18 protein-coding genes are annotated in these 20,750 nt (G+C 42.0%); 5 read left to right on the forward strand and 13 right to left on the reverse strand.

The window, feature by feature from the left end:
• Positions 1-4: 4 nt before the first annotated feature.
• The 9 genes from DMZ48_RS13565 to DMZ48_RS13605 form a co-directional block, all read right to left on the reverse strand.
• Positions 5-949, reverse strand: a complete 945-nt coding sequence (locus DMZ48_RS13565) for a Rossmann-fold NAD(P)-binding domain-containing protein (protein ID WP_143955695.1) — start codon at positions 947-949, stop codon at positions 5-7.
• A 32-nt stretch (positions 950-981) separates the two neighbouring features.
• Entirely contained in the window at positions 982-1,764 is a 783-nt protein-coding gene (gene proB, locus DMZ48_RS13570; RefSeq protein WP_143955696.1) for a glutamate 5-kinase, read from the reverse strand.
• Positions 1,765-1,837: 73 nt separating this feature from the next.
• Positions 1,838-2,617 carry a glutamate 5-kinase gene (proB, locus tag DMZ48_RS13575; RefSeq protein WP_143955697.1) on the reverse strand — a complete coding sequence of 260 codons (780 nt, stop codon included), beginning with the start codon at positions 2,615-2,617 and terminating at the stop codon, positions 1,838-1,840.
• An 89-nt stretch (positions 2,618-2,706) separates the two neighbouring features.
• Positions 2,707-3,903 (reverse strand): glutamate-5-semialdehyde dehydrogenase, encoded by a 1,197-nt coding sequence (locus DMZ48_RS13580; RefSeq protein ID WP_143955698.1) that lies wholly within the window; start codon positions 3,901-3,903, stop codon positions 2,707-2,709.
• A complete protein-coding gene (locus tag DMZ48_RS13585) occupies positions 3,903-5,039 on the reverse strand; it encodes an aspartate aminotransferase family protein (protein WP_143955699.1) in 1,137 nt (378 codons plus the stop codon). The genes DMZ48_RS13580 and DMZ48_RS13585 overlap by 1 nt, the downstream gene beginning before the upstream one ends.
• A gap of 5 nt (positions 5,040-5,044) precedes the next feature.
• A complete protein-coding gene (gene proC, locus DMZ48_RS13590) occupies positions 5,045-5,833 on the reverse strand; it encodes a pyrroline-5-carboxylate reductase (RefSeq protein ID WP_143955700.1) in 789 nt (262 codons plus the stop codon).
• Between the two features lie 17 nt (positions 5,834-5,850).
• Positions 5,851-6,825, reverse strand: a complete 975-nt coding sequence (argC, locus tag DMZ48_RS13595; RefSeq protein WP_143955701.1) for an N-acetyl-gamma-glutamyl-phosphate reductase — start codon at positions 6,823-6,825, stop codon at positions 5,851-5,853.
• The gene (gene argG, locus DMZ48_RS13600) at positions 6,825-8,009 is read right to left on the reverse strand and encodes an argininosuccinate synthase (protein WP_143955702.1); all 1,185 of its coding nucleotides are present in this window, start codon (positions 8,007-8,009) and stop codon (positions 6,825-6,827) included. The genes argC and argG overlap by 1 nt, the downstream gene beginning before the upstream one ends.
• 28 nt (positions 8,010-8,037) lie before the next feature.
• Positions 8,038-8,661 carry a GNAT family N-acetyltransferase gene (locus DMZ48_RS13605; RefSeq protein WP_143955703.1) on the reverse strand — a complete coding sequence of 208 codons (624 nt, stop codon included), beginning with the start codon at positions 8,659-8,661 and terminating at the stop codon, positions 8,038-8,040.
• Between the two features lie 315 nt (positions 8,662-8,976).
• Between DMZ48_RS13605 and pabB the strand changes: the two genes are divergently transcribed.
• The 5 genes from pabB to DMZ48_RS13630 all read left to right on the forward strand — a co-directional run bounded on the left by pabB (position 8,977) and on the right by DMZ48_RS13630 (position 16,213).
• The gene (gene pabB / locus DMZ48_RS13610; RefSeq protein ID WP_143955704.1) at positions 8,977-10,278 is read left to right on the forward strand and encodes an aminodeoxychorismate synthase component I; all 1,302 of its coding nucleotides are present in this window, start codon (positions 8,977-8,979) and stop codon (positions 10,276-10,278) included.
• A gap of 91 nt (positions 10,279-10,369) precedes the next feature.
• The gene (locus DMZ48_RS13615; protein ID WP_143955705.1) at positions 10,370-11,224 is read left to right on the forward strand and encodes an alpha/beta hydrolase; all 855 of its coding nucleotides are present in this window, start codon (positions 10,370-10,372) and stop codon (positions 11,222-11,224) included.
• Positions 11,208-12,533: a tRNA lysidine(34) synthetase TilS gene (tilS, locus tag DMZ48_RS13620; protein WP_143955706.1), complete on the forward strand. Its 1,326-nt coding sequence runs from the start codon at positions 11,208-11,210 to the stop codon at positions 12,531-12,533. The genes DMZ48_RS13615 and tilS overlap by 17 nt, the downstream gene beginning before the upstream one ends.
• Positions 12,534-12,567: 34 nt before the next feature.
• Positions 12,568-14,409: a CocE/NonD family hydrolase gene (locus DMZ48_RS13625; RefSeq protein ID WP_242009207.1), complete on the forward strand. Its 1,842-nt coding sequence runs from the start codon at positions 12,568-12,570 to the stop codon at positions 14,407-14,409.
• Positions 14,410-14,560: 151 nt separating this feature from the next.
• Entirely contained in the window at positions 14,561-16,213 is a 1,653-nt protein-coding gene (locus DMZ48_RS13630) for a sodium/sugar symporter (protein WP_143955707.1), read from the forward strand.
• A 92-nt stretch (positions 16,214-16,305) separates the two neighbouring features.
• Here the strand turns inward: DMZ48_RS13630 and DMZ48_RS13635 are convergent, their stop codons facing one another.
• The 4 genes from DMZ48_RS13635 to DMZ48_RS13650 all read right to left on the reverse strand — a co-directional run bounded on the left by DMZ48_RS13635 (position 16,306) and on the right by DMZ48_RS13650 (position 20,671).
• Positions 16,306-16,674 carry a hypothetical protein gene (locus DMZ48_RS13635; RefSeq protein WP_143955708.1) on the reverse strand — a complete coding sequence of 123 codons (369 nt, stop codon included), beginning with the start codon at positions 16,672-16,674 and terminating at the stop codon, positions 16,306-16,308.
• Positions 16,661-17,605 (reverse strand): MvdC/MvdD family ATP grasp protein, encoded by a 945-nt coding sequence (locus DMZ48_RS13640; RefSeq protein ID WP_143955709.1) that lies wholly within the window; start codon positions 17,603-17,605, stop codon positions 16,661-16,663. Before DMZ48_RS13640 ends, DMZ48_RS13635 begins: the two co-directional genes overlap by 14 nt.
• Before the next feature lie 6 nt (positions 17,606-17,611).
• Positions 17,612-18,805, reverse strand: coding sequence for a Dot/Icm T4SS effector Zinc-dependent metalloprotease LegP (gene legP, locus DMZ48_RS13645; RefSeq protein ID WP_143955710.1), 1,194 nt, complete (start codon positions 18,803-18,805; stop codon positions 17,612-17,614).
• A gap of 330 nt (positions 18,806-19,135) precedes the next feature.
• Complete coding sequence (locus DMZ48_RS13650) at positions 19,136-20,671, reverse strand: YifB family Mg chelatase-like AAA ATPase (protein WP_143955711.1); 1,536 nt, start codon at positions 20,669-20,671, stop codon at positions 19,136-19,138.
• Positions 20,672-20,750 lie beyond the last annotated feature (79 nt).

Genomic DNA, 20,750 nt, shown 5'->3' on the forward strand with positions numbered 1-20,750 from the left:
AAAATTACGCATTTTGTTCTTCCAGGATTGATTTGATTACAGATTGTGCTGCCCAGGTTCGGTTATTCGCCTGTTGAATGACCAGCGACTGATCACTGTTGAGAACCGCATCTTCAACGATAACATTTCTACGTACCGGTAAGCAGTGCATAAATTTAGCACTCCTGATCTTATCGAGTGTGATCATCCAGGACGGATCGTTCAATAATATTTTTCCATAATCTGTAAAACTACTCCAATTCTTTGCGTAAACGAAATCTGCATCGGCAAGAGCTGCCTTCTGATCTCTGACAACCGGTGTATTTCCGATAATTTCCGGAGCGAGATCATAACCTTCCGGATTGGTGATCAAAAAGTCCACGTCCAGTAATTGCATCATTTTGGCAAAAGAATTAGGGACGGCATGGGGTAAAGCCCTTGGGTGTGGAGCCCAGCTAAGTACGACCTTGGGTTTTGGTTTGTTCTTAAATTCTGTAATGGTGATCGCATCAGCCAGTGCCTGCAATGGATGTGCGGTAGCACTTTCCATATTTACAACAGGAACAGAAGCGTAGGTACTGAAACTGTTCAGGATCATTTCTTTCTGATCCTCTTCCTTATTGGTTAGAGAAGGGAATGCTCTTAAGGCAATAATGTCTACATACTGTGAAATTACCGCTGCGGCTTCCCTGATATGCTCTGCAGTATCACCATCCATGATGGTTCCATCCTCAAATTCGAGTTTCCAGCCATCTGAATTGAGATTCATAACGATCACTTCCATGCCAAGGTTCTGAGCCGCCTTTTGAGTACTTAAACGGGTGCGTAAACTTGAATTGAAGAACAACATACCTATGGTTTTGTTACGGCCGAGTTCTTTAAATGCAAAAGGGTCTTTTTTCAGTGAAATGGCCTGCTCGATCAATCGATCCAGATCAGGGATGTCGTTAAGATCTCTGTATTGTTTCATTATTCTTTTTCAATTTTAATTTTTGATTCAAGTTATTTTACGCCTGCCGGAAATCGGGTATATCCGCCTTTTCCGCTGATAATATCCAGTAAGAATTCGTCTTTCAAACCATTGACGATCCACGTTTCTATACCGGCATTGGCTGCGATTTCAACCGCATCTATTTTTGAACGCATTCCGCCCGTTCCATGGGACGATTTTTTATCCTCGATCTCTCGTAGTATGGTTTGAAGATCATTGACCTCTGCTATGGTTTCTGGAATTCCTTGTTGCATGGACTCCCGGGTATAAAGGCCATTGGTGTTGGTCGCAATGATCAACAGGTCTGCCTGAAGTAGAGCTGCGGTTAAAGCTGCCAGTTTATCATTATCTCCAAATTTTATTTCATCGGTAGCTACGGTATCATTTTCGTTGATAACCGGGATATAGTCATGTTCCAGTAAGGTATTGACCGTATTGATGATGTTCTTTCGGGATTCTTCACTTCGGAAGTCGGAGTAGGTGAGCAGACATTGGGAAACAAGTAAACCCAGCTCGCGGAAATTTTCCTGATAGATTCTCATCAGATGAAGTTGCCCTATGGCTGCCAGAGCTTGTTTTACCTTAATTTCCTTACCATTGCTTTCAAGGTCAACGAATTGCCTTGCCGCAGCAATAGCCCCTGAACTAACTACAATGAACTCATAGGTGTCTTTTAAACTGGCGATTTGCCTTGCCATGTCTTCGATCTTCCCACGCGATATATAGTTGGTTTCACGGGTAAGGGTGTTTGAACCTACCTTCAATACGACCCTTTTCTTTTTGGTTGTTTCCATTTTTGGTCGATCGTGAAATGCTGGAGAAAGATCTCATTTATCGATCTTTCTCCGAGCACACACTGCAAATATGCTATTCTATTTTGGTGAACGCGGTATCCTTGTTCAGTGTATTTAAAATAAAGTTATCCTCCAGGCCGTTCACGATCCAGGTCTCGATATTCGCGTTGTTAGCGATCTCAAGCGCCATAACCTTGGAGCTCATACCTCCCGTTCCGTGTGTCGATTTATCATCATCGACCACTTCTTTCTTAAGTAAGCTGAAGTCATCCACTTCTTCGATGGTTTCCGGCGTACCCTCACGGAAGGATTCTTTTGTATAGATACCGTTGGTGTTGGTCGCAATGATGAGCAGATCAACATCCAGTAAAGCTGCGGTTAAAGCCGCCAGCTTATCGTTATCACCGAATTGGATCTCATCGGTTGCAACGGTATCATTTTCATTTATAATGGGGATATATTCGTTCTCCACCAGAATATCAATGGTATTTCTGATATTTTCCCTGGAAACTTCCTTTTCAAAATCTGAATAGGAGAGTAAACACTGCGAGGCGAGAAGTCCCAGTTCTCTGAAACTTTCCTGAAATATACGGATCAGGTGAGGCTGTCCGATGGAGGTCAGCGCCTGTTTTACGTTGATATCCTTATAATCGCTTTCCAGGTTGACGAATTGCTTGGCAACTACTTTTGCACCGGAACTCACGATAACAAATTCATAATCGTCTTTTAAAGCGGCGATCTGTCTTCCGATATCTTCAATTTTACCTCTTGATAACTGGTCGGATTCTTTTGTAAGCGTATTTGATCCTATTTTTAACAGGATTCTTTTTTTCTTCTTTTCTGGCTTACTCATTTTGTTGTTTTTTGAATTTTCCCTTGGACATCGAAGGCATAGGGCCTTCGGAAAAAATTAGATTAAATTAGTTATACAATATTTTATGATCACCGAATTTGCCCGTTTCCGTGTACGTACCATTTATTGGTTACCAAATGTTGCAGACCTATTGGGCCGCGTTGATGCAATTTATCGGTACTGATCGCAAGTTCTCCACCGAGGCCAAACTGACCTCCGTCTGTAAACCTTGTGGATGCATTATGATAAACCGCTGCGGTATCCACGTTTGCCATAAATTGCTCGGCAACGCTATTATCTCTGGTGATGATTGAGCTGGAATGTCCGCCAGAATATTTATTGATAAAGGCGATAGTTTCTTCTACGGTTTCCGTAGTTCCGATCACGATCTTATAATCGAGAAACTCTTCATGCCAGACATTTTCATCGGTTAGGGTAGTGGTGCCTTCCGTTCCTTTCAGGGATGTATCGGTAAGGATCTCCACATCATATTCGCTGAGCGCTTTGATCAGGCTGTTAACAAATTCCGTATAATTTGGAAGATTGCGGTCAATCAGTACTTTGTCAAGCGCATTACAAGCCGATATTTTGGCTGTTTTAGCATTTACGATAACCTTTTTTGCTAATTCAAGATCAGCATCCTTATGTACGTAAACAAAGTTATTACCTCTTCCGCTTACAATGACCGGACAGGTCGCATTCTCTTTAACAAATGCGATCAGGCGTTCTCCACCTCTGGGAACGATAAGGTCAACCGGTTCTGTAGGGTTGGCCAGAAATTCCTGAGTTTGCTGACGGTCGAATTTGAGGTAATCGATCCATGAAGTAGTCACTCCATGTTTTTTCATGGCTTTATGCCAGAGTTCCGTGATGGTAAGGTTCGAATTCAATGATTCCTTACCACCTTTTAGTAAGATTTTGTTTCCAGATTTAAAAGCGATACCAGCTGCTTCAACCGTAACATCGGGACGTGACTCATAAATGATCATCACGGTTCCGAAAGGCGCGGTCTTATTGAAGATCTCTAATCCGTTATCATGGGTAAAATGAAAGCGTTCCTTTCCAAGCGGGTCTTCATCCGAAGCTAGCTTGTGAAGAGAAGCGATCATACCTTCGATCTTGGCATCGTCAACCTTTAAGCGGTCTTCCATGGCAAGATCATCTCCGTGATAACTGTCGAGATCTTTCCGGTTAGCGTTAAGGATTGCCTGCTTTTCATCAGCGATTAGCTCAGCCATCGTTAACAATACATTGTTTCGCTCTTGAATCGTTAGTGTCGTATTCATTACTTGGTCTTCTCCAGGAGATCGGTAAATGCGTCGATAAACTCATCTACATGACTCCTTTTCAAAGTGAGGGGTGGTAAGATTCTTATAAGGTTCTTATTCGACGAGCCACCCGTAAATATTTTTTTCTCGTAAATAAGCCTTTTTCGTATTTCGGCTACAGGTTGTTCAAACTCCATACCAAGCATGAGTCCTTTGCCTTTAATTTGTTTTAAACCTGGGATTTCCCCGGCTTTTTCAATGAAGTATTCAGATATAACATTCACATTTTCAATGAGATTCTCTGAATCTAAAACCTCCAGCACGGCAATCGCAGCAGCACATGCGAGGTGATTACCCCCAAAAGTTGTCCCGAGCATTCCGTGTTTTGCCTGGAATTTTGGATGGATGAGAATTCCCCCAATAGGAAAACCGTTTCCCATTCCTTTTGCGACTGAAATGATGTCAGGTTGTATGTCAAAATGTTGGAAAGCAAAGAATTTACCACTTCTTCCATAACCGGATTGAATCTCATCTGCGATAAATACGGTTTCGTATTGGTCACAAAGTCTTCGGATATCCGCTATGAATGCGGAAGTAGGCATGTCAAGACCGCCAACACCCTGAATACATTCGATGATCACCGCACAAACATCTCCTTTAGCCAGTTCCGCTTCTAAAGCGACACTGTCATCGAAAGGGATGAATGTAGTTTCATGCTGCGCATTGATAGGAGCATTGATCCCCGGGTTGTCAGTAGCAGCTACTGCTGCTGAGGTACGGCCATGGAAAGCCTTATTAAAGGCGATCACCCGTTTCTTACCATTATGAAAAGATGCTAGTTTCAGCGCATTTTCATTGGCTTCCGCACCTGAGTTACACAGGAACAATGCATAATCATCGCATCCTGATAGTTTTCCCAGTTTTTCTGCCAGCTCCACCTGTAATGGATTTTGGACAGCGTTGGAATAGAACCCGATCGCATTCAGCTGGTCGGTCAGCTTACTTACGTAAACGGGGTGTGCATGGCCTATAGAGATCACGGCATGCCCGCCATATAGATCAAGGTACTCAGTACCGTTCTCGTCATACACGTTGACATCCTTCCCTTTTACGGGAGTGATATCATAAAGGGGATATACATCGAATAATTTCATTTCTTTTATTGAATATTAGAGATCCTTCGGTATGCCGCCATAATACCTTTGATCACCGAAGAGGTGAGTCCGTTGTGTTCCATGGCGTTCAGACCTTCAATTGTACAGCCTTGAGGAGTCGTCACATTATCAACCTCAACCTCTGCGTGTGTTCCGTCTTCAATCAGTGCGGCTGCTCCGATCGCTACCTGTGCTGCGATCGATTGCGCTTCATGAGGGTGGAAACCCATTTGTACACCTCCCTGCGTCATAGCTCGTAAAAATCTAAGGAAGAATGCGGTACCGCTGGCACCCAGAACGGTGGCTGCCTGCATGAGTCGTTCTTCGATTCGAATAGCTTTTCCGATCGTAGTGAACATTTTTTCAACGAATATGGTATCTTCATCTTCGAGTTCATTTGCACAGATAAATGACATGGATGCCTGTTTCACTGCAGCGGTATTCGGCATAGCACGAATCACCTTATTCGAAGGAATGTATTCATTGATCTCACTGATCGAGACTCCTGTAATCGTTGAGATCACCACCTGATCTTCTTTTAGGTGGTCTTTGATCTCATTCATCACTACCGGTAATATTCTCGGTTGAACGGAAAGAATGATCATTCGGGATTGTGCGATAGCTTCCAGATTATTCTCTGTAACCGTCACACCGGCTTCCTGTTGAATGTTGTTGAGGTTTTCTTTTGATTTGTCTGCTACGATGATGTCCTTTGGATCAAACATATCGCTGGATGCTAACCCTTTAATGATTGAACTTCCCAGATTTCCTGATCCAATAACTGTAACTTTCATTTAATGTTTGTTTTTTGTTAGAAATAACTTCCTTTTAAATTTAAACCCGTTACTTCATCTAAACCGAAAAGTAAGTTCATATTCTGCACTGCCTGTCCCGAGGCTCCCTTCACAAGGTTGTCGATAATACTGGTGATTAAAAGCACATCGTCATGGACATGCAAATGAATAAAGCAATTATTGGTGTTTACCACCTGCTTCAGATGAATTTCCTTTTCAGATACGTGAACGAACGGATGACTAACATAATATTTCTCGTACAAATTCCAAGTTTCCTCGGGTTTTAATACATTTTTAACATATGCTGTTGCAAATATACCTCTCGTAAAATCACCTCTTTGCGGAAGGAAATACATCTTTGGAAGTTCCTGTTGAAGGGAACTTAAACTTTGATTGATCTCTCCCAAATGTTGATGGGTAAAGGGTTTGTACCAGGAGAAGTTATTATTACGCCAACTGAAATGGGAAGTCGCTGAAGGAACTACTCCGGCTCCTGTACTACCAGTGGTCGCATTGACATGCATATCACTCCCGATCAGTCCCTCTGCGGCCAGCGGTAACAAAGCCAGTTGTATCGCAGTGGCAAAACAACCCGGATTAGCGATTGCATCGGCTTCCATGATCGCCTCCTTTTGTAACTCGGGCAATCCGTATACGAATTTCCTTCCTCCGAATTCGGCATCTGCATTCAATCTGAAATCGTTGCTCAGGTCGATGATCTTTGTCTTATCGGAGAAATTATGTGCCGCCAGAAACTTCCCGGAATTTCCATGTCCGAGACAGAGAAACAATACATCGATCTCAGGATCGATCGTATCGGTAAAAGTAAGATCACATTGACCATACAGATCTTCATGGGTTGCGCTTATCGGGCTTCCTGCTCTTGTGGTACTATAAACGAATCCGATCTCAGCCTTGGGGTGGTTCAGCAAAATTCTGATGAGTTCACCCCCGGTGTATCCGGATCCTCCTATGATTCCTGCTCTGATCATTACTTATCGTGGTTTACGGCCTGAGCGATCTTCGCCGCATTAGCACTTAATTTGATGAATCCTTTAGCCTCTTCAGAGGTCCATCCTTTGTTCATTTCCCCATAACTACCGAAACTGGCATTCATCAGGTCATGTTTCGAGGAGATTCCGTCTACCTGGAATCGGTACGGATGCAGCGTAACGTATACATCGCCACTTACGTATTTCTGTGAATCTTCAAGGAAAGCTTCGATATTTCTCATTACTTCATCGAGATAGTTTCCTTCATGTAGTAACATGCCATACCAGTTAGACAAGTAATCCTTATGTTGTTGCTGCCACTTGCTCAATACATGTTTCTCCAGCAAATGATGTGCTTTGATCAATATGAGTGGGGCAGGAGCTTCAAATCCAACTCTTCCTTTGATACCGATGATCGTATCTCCGACATGAATATCTCTTCCGATCGCATATTGAGAAGCGATAGCGGTCAGTTTTTCGATGAGGGCAACAGGATTGTCTTCAACACCGTCGATCGCTGCGATCTGTCCCTTTTTAAAGGTAAGGGTCAGGGTCTTTGGTGTTTCGGTCTTTAATTGACTCGGATAAGCACTATCCGGTAGCGGCTTGTCAGAAGTAAGGGTCTCGCTTCCTCCCACACTGGTTCCCCAAAGTCCTTTATTAATCGAATATTGTGCTTTCTCCCACGAAAGACTGATTCCTTTACTGTTCAGGTAATCGATCTCCTCTTGTCGGGAAAGTTTGAGGTCCCGGATAGGAGTGATGATCTCGATCTCCGGTGCCAGTATTTGAAAAATCATATCAAAACGAACCTGATCATTTCCTGCTCCAGTACTCCCGTGTGCGATGAATTGAGCCCCGATCTTCTTTGCGTAATTAACGATTTCAATAGCCTGAACGATACGCTCAGCACTAACAGAAAGCGGATAGGTATTGTTCTTCAGTATGTTTCCAAAGATCAGATACTTTACTACTTTGTTATAAAAGTTATCCAGCGCATCCAGACTTTTATAGGTCGATGCACCTAATTGCAGTGCTCTCTCCTGAATCGATTTAATTTCTTCCTCTGAAAATCCTCCTGTATTTACACTTACAGCATGTACCTCATACCCGTTCTCAGACAGGTATTTTGCACAATAAGAAGTGTCAAGGCCACCGCTGTAAGCTAAAACTAATTTTTTCATCGTTCTGTTTTAATTGATATATGATTTGTTATTTTTCTTTTTTTAAAAAAAGACTCTCTTTGATACTTTTTAATCTTTTGAAGACCTTTTTATCGTATTGATGTTTGTGATCCTTTTTGTTCTTTTCTTTTTCTGCAGGGTCATAGAGCATTCCCGTACACAAACACATCTTTCTTTCCGTTCTGGTGAGAATGTCGAAGTTCTTACAGGTTTTACAACCATCCCAGAAACTGGGATCATCGGTAAGTTCAGAAAAGGTAACTGGTTCGTAGCCGAGATCGTAATTGATCTTCATCACAGCAAGTCCTGTAGTGATACCAAAGATCTTGGCATCCGGAAATTTTGAACGGCTATGTTCAAATACCTTCTTTTTGATTTGGGTTGCCAGTCCCGAACCCCTGAAATCAGGGTGTACGATCAATCCTGAATTGGCCACATATTTACCGTGACCCCAGGTTTCGATATAACAGAAACCGGCAAAACGATTGCCATCCAGAGCTATAACCGCATTGCCATTTGTGATTTTTGTGGCAATGTACTCCGGTGTTCTTTTTGCTATTCCAGTTCCTCGCTGTTTGGCTGATTCCTCAATGGTATCACAGATTTCCTGAGCATATGGAATATGCGAATCATTTGCAATAAGTATTTGCATTGACAATTTGTTTTTTAAAAATAAATGGTGAAAATCTCTTTTGAAGGGGAACCGGACACACCTGGTTCCAATAAAATATGCACACCCTTACGGGCGGCGGCGGGGAGAATGCTCTTGACGGCGAACTGGAATCATAACGTAAGCAGGGGCTGTTGCGAAAAAAGCCCTGATCGTTTTAATAATATTGATTAATTCCTGATACATCCGTAATTGTTCTTTTCCTAAATGGAAGTACAATATTATAAATTAATTTTAATTTATGAACCTATTTCTTTGTTAAATTTGTAACACATTTAAAAAAGGGCTTGGGCTTAAATGAACAGAACCTCAATAAGTTATGAAATTAATGATGCCGATTCGGTAAAAAAAGCACTGCTGCACTGGTGTGCACCGAATGAAGAGATCATCTTTTTAGACAGTAATAATTACCAACAGGAGCATAGTAGTTTTGATCTGATCGTGGCTTTTGATGCGCTTACCGCATTGAAAACCGATTACCATAATGCATTTGAAGATCTTAGGGAATACCGAAGTATCACCGCAGACTGGATCTTTGGATACCTTACCTATGACCTGAAAAACGATGTGGAAGCGCTTACCTCTTCCAATCCCGATCATCTTGAGTTTCCTGATCTGTACTTTTTTCAACCAAAAAAAATCATTTACCTGAAGCAAGGGCGATTATATTTTGACTATTTACCCATGGTGGATGATGAGATCGAAAGTGATTTCCGAGAGATTTCGGAGATCGCTTTCCCAGAATCAGGCACTCCTTCATCAGAACAGCAGATCAAAATAAAGCTCCGTATACATAAAGATGAGTATCATACGAAAGTAAAAGAAATGCTCACGCATATTCATCGTGGTGATATTTATGAAGCAAATTTTTGTCAGGAATTCTATGCGGAAGAGGTCGTTATAGATCCCGTTCATATCTTTGAGAACCTGAATGCGATATCACGTCCACCCTTTGCGACCTATTTAAAGCTGGAAGGGAAGTATCTGATTTCCGCTTCGCCGGAACGCTATCTCCGTAAACAGGGGACAGCGGTTATTTCACAACCGATTAAGGGTACTGCGCGCAGAGCCCGAGATCCTGAAGAAGATCTCAGGCTTATTAAAGCACTGGAGACCGATCCCAAAGAACGTTCTGAGAATGTCATGATAGTGGATCTCGTACGAAACGATCTTTCCAGACTGGCTGTGAAAGGAAGTGTACAGGTATCTGAACTGTGCAAGGTCTATACCTTTGAACAGGTACATCAGCTTATCTCGACCGTAAGGGCAGAACTTAAACCCGGAGTGGATCCGGTTGATCTCGTAAAAGCGACTTTTCCGATGGGGTCAATGACCGGAGCACCAAAGATTTCCGCGATGAAGATCATCGAAGAACTGGAGGAAACAAGAAGAGGATTGTATAGCGGAGCCGTAGGGTATTTTAATCCAGAGGGTGACTTCGACTTCAATGTCATCATTCGAAGTATTCTTTATAATGCCGATAATCAGTATCTCTCGTTTTCCGTGGGAGGGGCCATCACTGCCAAATCTGATCCCGAAAAGGAGTACGAGGAATGCCTGATAAAGGCGAAGGCTTTACGTGAGGTCCTGGGAAATTGACCCGTTCCTATCTATAGGTTTTTAGTGGTCACTTTAAGGGAATTAAGTATATTTAAACTCCTGAATTGAACCTGCCTTAAATCTTTTATCTATGGAATATCAGGGATTTGAATTAGAGTGTCACGAAAAAAGTATTTTTGGTCAGCTTTGGAAACCTTCGGAACCGGAGGCCTGTATGATCCTGATCCATGGTCTTGGTGAACACAGTGGCCGGTATAGTTCATCCATTGTTCCGGAACTGACGCATCGTAATATTGCAGTGATCGGATTCGACCTTTTTGGCCATGGTCATAGTGAAGGTAAACGCGGATGCTGTCCGGGTTACGATGAGGTCCTCGATCTGGTGGATGAAGTGATTCTAAAAGGAAAGGAATGGTTTTCAGATATTCCCATGTTTATTTTCGGGCATAGCCTGGGGGGGAATATCGCACTTAGTTATGTGATGAAAAGAAAACATGACCTGAAAGGAATACTTTGTTCAGGACCTTTCTTAAGAACAAGTATAAAGGTACCGGCATGGAAAATGATTTTCGGTAAACTGTTGTGGAAAATAGCTCCTGAAATAACCTTGTCTAATGGAATCGAGCCGGAAGCATTGACTTCTCTTAGTTCCGAGGTCAGGAAATTAAAGGAAGATCCGTTGTGCCATACCCGAATTTGTCCGAATTATGCTTTTCCTTTTATGTTGTCCGGGGAATGGATTTTGCAGCATGCCGATCTGATTAAAATTCCGGCGTATATCGGTCATGGAACCGATGATCATGTTACCAGCCATTGGGCGAGCAAGGCGTTGTCTAAACAAAATGAGCGGATTACGCTGAAACTTTATGAAGGAGGGCGCCATGAAATTTTAAATGATTCCTGCAGGTCAATGGTAAACGAAGATATTTTAGTCTGGATGAATTCACAACTATCCTTACATTTACAGGGTGATCAGGCAATTTGAACAACATATAGCTTCTCGCTTTCCCTTCCTGAAAAAGTCTAAGATTCTGCTTGCAGTGAGCGGAGGGATCGACAGTATCGTACTTTTTCATCTTTGTAAGGCTCTTTCCCTTGATTTTTCCGTGGCGCATTGTAATTTCAAATTGCGAGGAAAAGAAAGTGATGAAGATGCAATTTTCGTAAAGGAACTGGCAGCACGGAATAACATCGATGTATATATAAAGGAATTCGATACATCCGGCTATGTGGAAGATCACAAGGTCTCCGTTCAGATGGCTGCACGAGAATTGCGATATGCGTGGTTTTATGATTTGTTGGATTCAAAATCTTTGGATTTCCTGATTACCGCACATCACGCCGATGATAATCTTGAGACCTTTCTTATCAACCTATCCCGAAAAACGGGATTGGATGGATTATCCGGAATTCCCGAACAAAACGACCGGATCCTCAGACCGCTGCTTCCTTTCTCCAGAGAAGCCTTACTGAATTTTGCAAAGGAGGAAGGAATAGTTTGGAGGGAAGACCGTACGAACAGTGATACAAAGTATCTCAGGAATCGTATCAGACATAATATCATTCCGGAGCTGCGTAAGTTGAATCCTGCTTTCATGAGTAATGTCAATGCAACTTTTAAAAATTTACAGGGCTCAGCTGCGATCATCGATAATCATATCGATACGATTAAAAGGTCTTTATTTGTTTCGGAAGGGGATGGTTTTCGGATTGAATTAGCCGCTTTAAAAACACTGGAACCCCGCGGAGCTTATTTTTTTGAACTGTTTTCTGAATTTGGTTTTACCGAATGGAATGATCTGGAGCACTTACCGGAAGCGCAGACCGGAAAAATATTGTATTCTGCAACGCATCGGATTTTTAAAGACAGAGATGATCTCATACTGGAACCCCTGGATCATGTTGAATCCAGAAAATTTTCTGATGATTATTTTATTGAGTCAGGAATAAAGGAGATCGAATTTCCCCTGCATCTTTCATTTGAAGAAGTTCCAGAGTTAAGTTCCACAAACAGAAATGCTATCGTTGTTGATGCCGCCAGATTGAATTTTCCATTACGTTTACGCAAATGGAGGGAAGGCGATTATTTTTATCCCTTCGGATTAAAGGGTAAAAAGAAGTTGAGCAAATTCTTAAAGGATGAAAAATTCTCCTTAGCCGATAAAGAGGCGCAATGGATTTTAACGAATGCGAATGGAGAAGTGATCTGGGTCATCGGTAAACGTGCGGATGACCGGTTTAAAGTAACGGAAACAACCCGAAAATTGATGCGGATCAAATACCGTATTTTATAATTATATATACTAACCTTTATTAAAATTAATACCTGTGAAGAAAATTCTATTTTTTCTACTGTTTTTAAGTACAGGATTCCTCATTGCGCAGGAGGAATATGTCGTAAGTGATCACTACACTAAAAAAGAAGTAAAGATAAAAATGCGTGATGGTATTCTTTTACATACCACTATCTATAGTCCGAAAGATACCAGTAAAGAATATCCTATTCTGATGCAGCGTACACCATACAGCTGTCAGCCATATGGCGAAGATCAGTTTCGTGCTACGATTGGTCCGAATACAACCATGATGAAAGAGGGAATCATTGTAGTCTATCAGGATGTGAGAGGCCGATGGAATAGTGAAGGGGTATATGATAACATGCGGGCTTATATTCCCAATAAGAAAAGAAAACAGATCGATGAGGCTTCAGATACCTATGATTCTATCGACTGGCTTGTAAAGAATGTGAAGAATAACAATGGTAAAGTTGGGATCTGGGGAATTTCCTATCCTGGATTTTATTCCACCTATTCACTTCTGGATGCCCATCCGGCCCTTAAGGCAGTTTCGCCCCAGGCATGTATCGGAGATTTCTTCTTCGATGATTTTCATCATAACGGAGCGTATCTTCTGAGCTACTGGATCGCGACTGCATTGTTCGGATATGAAAAGGAACAGCCGGTAACCTCTGGCTGGTATGAGTTTCCCGACATAGGAACACAGGATCAGTATCAGTTCTTTATCGAACATGAACCTTTAACCAAACTGGATACTTTTTACAAAGAGGATAACGTTTTCTGGGAGCAACTGAAAGATCATCCCAACTACGATGATTTCTGGCAGAAGCGCGGTATCATTCAGCATTTGGAAGATATAAAGCCTGCTACGATGATCGTTGGAGGTTGGTTCGATGCGGAGGACCTGTATGGTCCATTGGAAACCTATAAGAATATAGAAGCCCGAAGCAAGAACTATAACACTATTGTGATGGGGCCCTGGAGTCATGGTGACTGGGCGCGTTTGAGAGAGCGTCAGGCAATTGGTAATGTCTATTTTGGAGACAATATTTCCCAATTCTTTCAGGAGAATATTGAGACAAAATTCTTTAATCACTTTTTGAAAGGATCCGGTGATGATAACTCCGGACTGCCGGAAGCCTACGTTTATGATACCGGACTGAATGAATGGAAGACCTTTGAACAGTGGCCGCCTACAAATACAGAAAAAGAGATCTATGGCATGGGACTTCATGAGAATCTTGGGAAAGTTATGACTATGGAATACGGATACAGAGAATTTGTGAGCGACCCTAAGAAGCCGGTACCTTATTCTGAGGATATCAAAGTGGTTTTTACCCCCAGAAAATATATGACCGATGATCAGCGATTCGCTGCCAGAAGACCGGATGTACTGATGTTTGAGACAGAGGTGTTGGAAGATGATGTTACGCTGGCTGGCGATATTCTTGCAAAATTGAAGGTTTCGACCACCGGAACGGATGCCGATTGGATTGTGAAGGTTATCGATGTATGGCCGGCTGATTCAGAAGATTTTCCGGAAACCCAGGATCACCTTAAAATGAGCAATTATCATATGATGGTCCGCAGTGAAGTTATGCGTGGAAGGTTCAGAAACAGCTTTGAAAAACCAGAAGCATTTGTCCCCGACGAGGTAACCGATGTGAACATCAAGCTACAGGATGTTTTCCATACCTTCAAGAAAGGCCATAAGATTCAGGTTCAGGTACAAAGCACCTGGTTCCCGTATATCGATGTGAATCCGCAAACCTTCGTCGATAATATTTTTAAAGCGGAGGAAAGTGATTTTCAAAAACAAACACACAAAGTGTATAATTCCTCGAAGATCGAATTCACAGTGTTGAAGAAGTAACGGAATAAGGGATTTAAAATCAAGAATTTGAGGAAGCATGAATAAGGGTTGAATAAAAAATCTTTGGAATAATGCGAAATCAAGGGAATTCTTTTTTTTAAATCCTTATTTTTACGGTTAATTTTTAATTAAATCCTTAACTAACTATTTTATGAATTCAACATTCGGACTATGGGATTACGTGGTCTTCATATGTTATGCGGTACTGATTCTCAGTGTCGGACTATGGGTATCACGTGGTAAAAAAGGACATCAGCGTAATGCGGAAGACTATTTCCTGGCAAGCAAATCGTTACCTTGGTGGGCGATCGGAGCATCTTTGATCGCAGCCAATATTTCCGCTGAACAATTTATCGGGATGTCCGGATCCGGATTTGCAGTAGGACTTGCGATCGCCTCCTATGAGTGGATGGCTGCACTTACTTTGATCATTGTCGGTAAGTATTTCTTACCGATCTTTATCGAAAAGGGTCTTTACACGATTCCGGAATTTATTGAAAAACGTTATTCGACTAATCTGAAGACCATTCTTGCGGTTTTCTGGATCGCTCTGTACGTTTTTGTTAACCTTACTTCTGTACTTTATCTCGGAGCTCTTGCGATGGAAACCATCATGGGAATTCCTATGATCTATGGAGTTATCGGACTTGCATTGTTCGCGGCTGCCTATTCACTCTATGGTGGACTTTCTGCAGTAGCATGGACAGATGTAATTCAGGTAGTTTTCCTGGTACTGGGTGGACTTGTAACCACTTATCTGGCATTGAATACCGTTTCTGGTGGAGAAGGGGTGATGAAAGGATTGGAAACGATCTTCGAAGCAGCTCCCGAACATTTTACCATGATTCTGAGCCATGATAATCCTGAATTTAAGAATCTTCCGGGTATCTGGGTTCTCATTGGAGGACTTTGGGTAGCGAATATCTATTATTGGGGATTCAACCAATATATCATTCAAAGAACCCTCGCGGCGAAATCTCTTAAAGAATCTCAGCGTGGAATTCTACTTGCTGCATTCCTGAAGCTTATCATTCCATTAGTAGTGGTAATTCCGGGTATCGCGGCCTATGTAATGGTCAATGATCCTGAAATTATGGCTAAGCTTGGCGACCTCGGACTTTTCAACGAGCCATCTATGGCACAACCGGATAAGGCATATCCATGGTTGCTGCAATTCCTGCCTGCTGGATTGAAAGGTATCGCATTTGCAGCTCTTGCAGCCGCGATCGTTTCATCACTGGCATCTATGCTTAACTCGACTTCTACCATTTTTACAATGGATATCTATAAACAATATATCAATAAGAATGCAAGTGATATGACTACCGTTCAGGTTGGTCGTATCTCTGCTGCCGTAGCACTTGTCATCGCATGTATGGTAGCTCCGTTATTGTCAGGATTAGGACAGGCATTCCAGTATATTCAGGAATATACCGGTATTGTGAGTCCAGGTATTCTTGCAGTATTCCTGTTAGGTTTGTTCTGGAAAAAGACCACCAACAAAGGAGCAATCTGGGGAGCGCTGGCTTCTATTCCGATCGCTATGTACTTCAAGGTAGCACCGAACGGATGGTCAGATAGCCCTATCTTTGTTGATCTTCCTTTCTTGAATCAGATGGGAGTTACTGCGATCTTAACGATGATCATCATCGGGATCGTGAGTTTAAGTCAGAATAAAGGACAAGATGATCCAAAAGGAATTCCGCTTACCAAAAGCTTATTCAAGACCGGTCCGGTCTTCAATATTGGAGCCTTTGCAGTAATGATCATTTTGGTCGTACTTTATTCGCTATTCTGGAATTAAAAACAATTTCAATACTAATAAAAAACCGGGTTCTCACCCGGTTTTTTTGTTTATATACGATTCTGTCCTGTACAAGTTAAATAGATGTTGTTTTAATAGAACTTCACGCTCATCTTTCCCGTATTCAGGCCAATAAAATTCGTTAAAGGAAAATGTTCAACTGTTCTAAGTTTGTTGCCCTGTGTTTGATCACTTGACGAATCAAGTTGAATAATCACCCGTAATGATAAATGTTTCATAGGAACCGACGTTTGAATTATAAAATCAAAGGGGACTATTTTTTTGGGACCTACCTGAACCTGTTTCATTTCGAGCTCAGAAACTTTGGTAGCAGGAGCATCGAGCAATCCGGTATTCAGACATGAAATCTGAATACTGTCAGCGATCGTTTCCGGACAATTATCCGGAAGTATGATAGTTCCGGAACAAAGTACTTCATAATTTTGTTCAGTGGATTCCATTTGATCTTTCTATTAAAAGGTTTGCAACAGCCTCTGTAATGGGCAGCCCGGTATGTTGTTCTGCAAAAAGCCATTGCCCGGCAGGGTTCACTTCAAAGAAAACATACTTACCATCATTTGTTCTGCGCATATCGATGGCGCCATAGGCTAAATTTAAAGTTTTTTGTAGTAAAAAGATCTTCTTTTCGATTTCTTTTGGCAAGGCTTCAATACCTACCACTGATTCACCGACGACCATTCTCATATCTGCCGGATAGGATGTTTTTCTGGCATCGATGGAGACTGGGAAGATCTTGTCCCCGACAACAGTGATCCGCAGATCTACACCTTCAATATATTCCTGAAATATAACTGGAGCAATAGATACGTTTTCAATAAATTGCAGATCTGTTTCTTTTAGAATTCTGGTTTCTCTCCAATCATTGATCGAAGCAAGAAAGGCTTTGTAAACCACATTGCCGATTCCGAGATCTCTTATGAATGCTCTGGCCTTCATCGGATCATTCGTAACCAGTGTTCTGGGAAGATTTAATCCGATCCTTCTTGCAACAGACCATTGATAGATCTTCCTGTGTGCAATTTCATCATCCTTTCGCGGATTTATCCAGGGGCATTGAAGTTTATCTAATAAACCATCAATGGCCTGGGAAGCCTCACTCTGAATAAATGCATTATCCTGTGGATTTGATCCATTAATTGTAAAAGGCCTGACTCTTCGCCACCAACCGGCCTTTATGGTTTCACAATGAATAGCTCTGTTATTTATCAGTAATGTGGATTCCTCTGTATCATCCGAAATACGCAATCCAAATCCAGTAGAGGAAGGAAACTGTGACAGGTCAAATAACACAAATTCCTTCCCTTTCCTGAATAGTATTTCATGAACTTTTTCTGTGTGTTCCTCCTCTGGGAATGAAACAGTTAAGATCATAACTAATTACATTTGGTTTAATGATTGTAGTAGCTGCTTGTTAATCGCGTCAAGATCTGCGATCTGTTGATCGATCAAGAGTGCGATATTCATGAGTTCCTGCATTTTCGCAACATCATATCCTGTATTCTGCGGATCATTGAAATGATGAGGTGTCGAAAGAACAAAGGGTCGTCTTATATTGAAAAAACCGGGATCGATACGCTCAACCAATGTTGGATTTGGATCAAGAACCGGATCTTTGGAAATCTCTTTCTTTGTATGAACCGGATCCTGAATAGGGTCTTTTCTGACTTCCTTAAAGGTAGGTTGATCTCCTATGGGATCCTTCGGAATTTCTTTTAGAGTGACTACCGGATCAGATATTGGGTCTTTCGTCATTTCTTTGATCGTAGGAAGATTAATAAATGGATACATCGCATGTACAGCGTCGATATCACCTTGTGACAATCCGGAGCGTTGGCCTATAATCACACCGGCTGGTACGGGTTGCAGGGGTACTATGGTGTTATTTCCATTCTTTGAAAAAGCATTCACAGGATAATGCATGATTGATCCGTAATCATACGTTCCATAATCATCTCCATCCGAAATATGCTGATTGAAATTATGCTCTCGACCTTCCAGAATATTATCCCATTCAATTCTTACAAAGGTATCGCGGTCCTCCCGACTTTGCTCATGCCACAAACCGATCGCATGTCCGATTTCATGGATGGTGTTACCGGTAGAACAACCGGAACCGATGTTAATAGGTTGTTCACCCCCTTGCATTCCACAAAAGGAAGAACAGCCACTTGAAGTTTGAAATTTCACATAATTAGGATAGGTACTTGCATTGGTACTGTTTCTTTCAACAAACCTGATACGCGTATTTGCTTCCCAATGTGCAATTGCGTCCGTAATTCGGTTTTGGTTCGGAAATCCGGAAGCAATCGTATAGGGTACGACACCATTTGGCCATCGGTAACTACTTCCCGATATACCTACTCCTTCAACTAATCCGGAATCAAATTCTGCCTGAATCTGATCCATACTTCCCAGTATAATATCACCTTCAAACATGGCCATACCATCAACATTTGCATACTGCAGACCCTTATTGGTAAAATTGGTTCCGGATACTAATTTGGTACCCGCAACTTTACCTGATCGTAATTCTCCGTGTTCGTTTTCAGAACTAGCTTTCTTTTTTGCCATTTTTAAACTTTTTTAATTATTGATAAAATTGATTTAACTATGAATAGTTAAGTCATCAAAGATTTGAAATGGAGGAATTACAGGTATTCGTTTAGAGATAGTTTGATTGATTATATCGGCAAGGAGGATATTAAATGATTGATTTAAAGGTATTTAAAAATTTAGATTTAAGTAAGGGGAAAATCCCCTGAAATTTGGAATAATTCAAAGAATACATTGTCAGAAAGCGAATAGTTTAAAATTTATGGAGTATAAAATCGAAATTGTTAACGAAGAGCTGAAATAGCCTGGCTTGGTAATTTTACCAAATGGATGTCTTTTAAACTAGCGTTATCCCAGCCATCCTTCTCGATCTAAACTTCGGTATTGAATGGCTTCGCTGATATGAGTGCTTTGAATCATTTCATTTCCCTCAAGATCTGCGATGGTTCGTGAAACTTTAAGGATTCGATCATAAGCCCTGGCGGAAAGATTGAGTCTTTCCATAGCGCTTTTCAACATTTGAAAGGATTCTTCTTTCAACGTACAATAGTTTCGTATCTGGCGGCTGCCCATCTGCGCATTGTAATGAATCCCGGAGATCTCTTGAAATCGTTTGGATTGTATTTCACGGGCTTTGCTTACCCGCTCACGGATCGCGATACTGGATTCACCTTTCCGGTCATCCGATAACTTTTCAAATGGTACCGGGGAAACTTCGATATGGATGTCGATTCGATCCAGTAAAGGACCACTGATCTTACCCATATAGCGCTGCATTTCTGCCTGTGATGTAGCTACCGGGGCGGCAGGATCATTAAAATATCCTCCGGGACTAGGATTCATACTGGCAACCAGCATGAAACTGCTTGGATAGGTAACCGTGAATCGGGCTCGTGAAATGGTTACCTCCCGGTCTTCCAGAGGCTGTCGCATCACTTCCAGAACACCGCGTTTGAATTCGGGAAGTTCATCGAGAAATAGGACACCATTATGTGCCATGGAAATCTCGCCCGGTTGAGGATAGGAGCCTCCACCGACCAAGGCTACATCGGATATGGTATGATGTGGATTCCTGAAGGGGCGCTGTGTCATGAGTCCTTTGTCGCTCATCCTGCCGGCAACTGAATGGATCTTTGTTGTTTCCAGAGCCTCCTGTAATGACATGGGAGGAAGAATGGAAGGTAATCGCTTGGCGAGCATGGTTTTTCCAGAACCTGGCGGACCGATTAAAATAATGTTGTGTCCGCCGGCAGCAGCGATCTCCATGCATCGTTTTATCGTTTCTTGTCCGCGTACATCTGAAAAGTCAAATTCCGGGTGATCCAGTTTATGGTAGAATTCCCTATGTGTATCGATAACGACCTGCTTCAATGCCCCGTTTTCATTAAAGAAATCGATGACTTCGGTAATGTTATGAATCCCGTAAACGGCTATAGAATCTACTACGGCGGCTTCTTCGGCATTTTGCACCGGTAATATGATCCCTTTAAAACCTTCTTCCTTTGCTTTGAGGGCAATGGGTAAAGCACCGGTAATAGGTTGCAGACTTCCGTCGAGTGAAAGTTCCCCCATGATCATATAGTCGCCTATGGAAGTGCCGGTAATTTTTCCGGAAGCCATAAGTATACCCAGGGCGATAGGAAGGTCATACGCAGAACCTTCTTTTCTCAGGTCAGCCGGTGCCATATTGATGGTGATCTTCTTTCCGGGTATCCTGTATCCGTTATTCAGAAGGGCCGCTGCGATTCTATAATTGCTTTCCCGGATCGCATTGTCAGGTAAGCCTACCAGATGGTATCCGACTCCCTGGTCGATATGTACTTCAATAGTAATGGTAGTGGCCTCGATGCCAAAAATGGCACTGCCGTAGATCTTTGAGAGCATGGTAGTATATTTTTCTTAAAGATATAGAAAATATTCTATATTGTAAAAATCTAGAACATGCAACTGTTACTATAACGAA

Origin of the sequence: Robertkochia solimangrovi, assembly GCF_007279655.1 — a bacterium.
Taxonomy (GTDB): domain Bacteria; phylum Bacteroidota; class Bacteroidia; order Flavobacteriales; family Flavobacteriaceae; genus Robertkochia; species Robertkochia solimangrovi.

Bases quoted from the DNA above. Each gene is read 5' to 3' on its own strand.
- DMZ48_RS13565 (WP_143955695.1), bottom strand. From the start codon at position 949: ATGAAACAATACAGAGATCTTAACGACATCCCTGATCTGGATCGATTG.
- proB (WP_143955696.1), bottom strand. From the start codon at position 1,764: ATGGAAACAACCAAAAAGAAAAGGGTCGTATTGAAGGTAGGTTCAAAC.
- proB (WP_143955697.1), bottom strand. From the start codon at position 2,617: ATGAGTAAGCCAGAAAAGAAGAAAAAAAGAATCCTGTTAAAAATAGGA.
- DMZ48_RS13580 (WP_143955698.1), bottom strand. From the start codon at position 3,903: ATGAATACGACACTAACGATTCAAGAGCGAAACAATGTATTGTTAACG.
- DMZ48_RS13585 (WP_143955699.1), bottom strand. From the start codon at position 5,039: ATGAAATTATTCGATGTATATCCCCTTTATGATATCACTCCCGTAAAA.
- proC (WP_143955700.1), bottom strand. From the start codon at position 5,833: ATGAAAGTTACAGTTATTGGATCAGGAAATCTGGGAAGTTCAATCATT.
- argC (WP_143955701.1), bottom strand. From the start codon at position 6,825: ATGATCAGAGCAGGAATCATAGGAGGATCCGGATACACCGGGGGTGAA.
- argG (WP_143955702.1), bottom strand. From the start codon at position 8,009: ATGAAAAAATTAGTTTTAGCTTACAGCGGTGGCCTTGACACTTCTTAT.
- DMZ48_RS13605 (WP_143955703.1), bottom strand. From the start codon at position 8,661: ATGCAAATACTTATTGCAAATGATTCGCATATTCCATATGCTCAGGAA.
- pabB (WP_143955704.1), top strand. From the start codon at position 8,977: ATGAACAGAACCTCAATAAGTTATGAAATTAATGATGCCGATTCGGTA.
- DMZ48_RS13615 (WP_143955705.1), top strand. From the start codon at position 10,370: ATGGAATATCAGGGATTTGAATTAGAGTGTCACGAAAAAAGTATTTTT.
- DMZ48_RS13630 (WP_143955707.1), top strand. From the start codon at position 14,561: ATGAATTCAACATTCGGACTATGGGATTACGTGGTCTTCATATGTTAT.
- DMZ48_RS13635 (WP_143955708.1), bottom strand. From the start codon at position 16,674: ATGGAATCCACTGAACAAAATTATGAAGTACTTTGTTCCGGAACTATC.
- DMZ48_RS13640 (WP_143955709.1), bottom strand. From the start codon at position 17,605: ATGATCTTAACTGTTTCATTCCCAGAGGAGGAACACACAGAAAAAGTT.
- legP (WP_143955710.1), bottom strand. From the start codon at position 18,805: ATGGCAAAAAAGAAAGCTAGTTCTGAAAACGAACACGGAGAATTACGA.
- DMZ48_RS13650 (WP_143955711.1), bottom strand. From the start codon at position 20,671: ATGCTCTCAAAGATCTACGGCAGTGCCATTTTTGGCATCGAGGCCACT.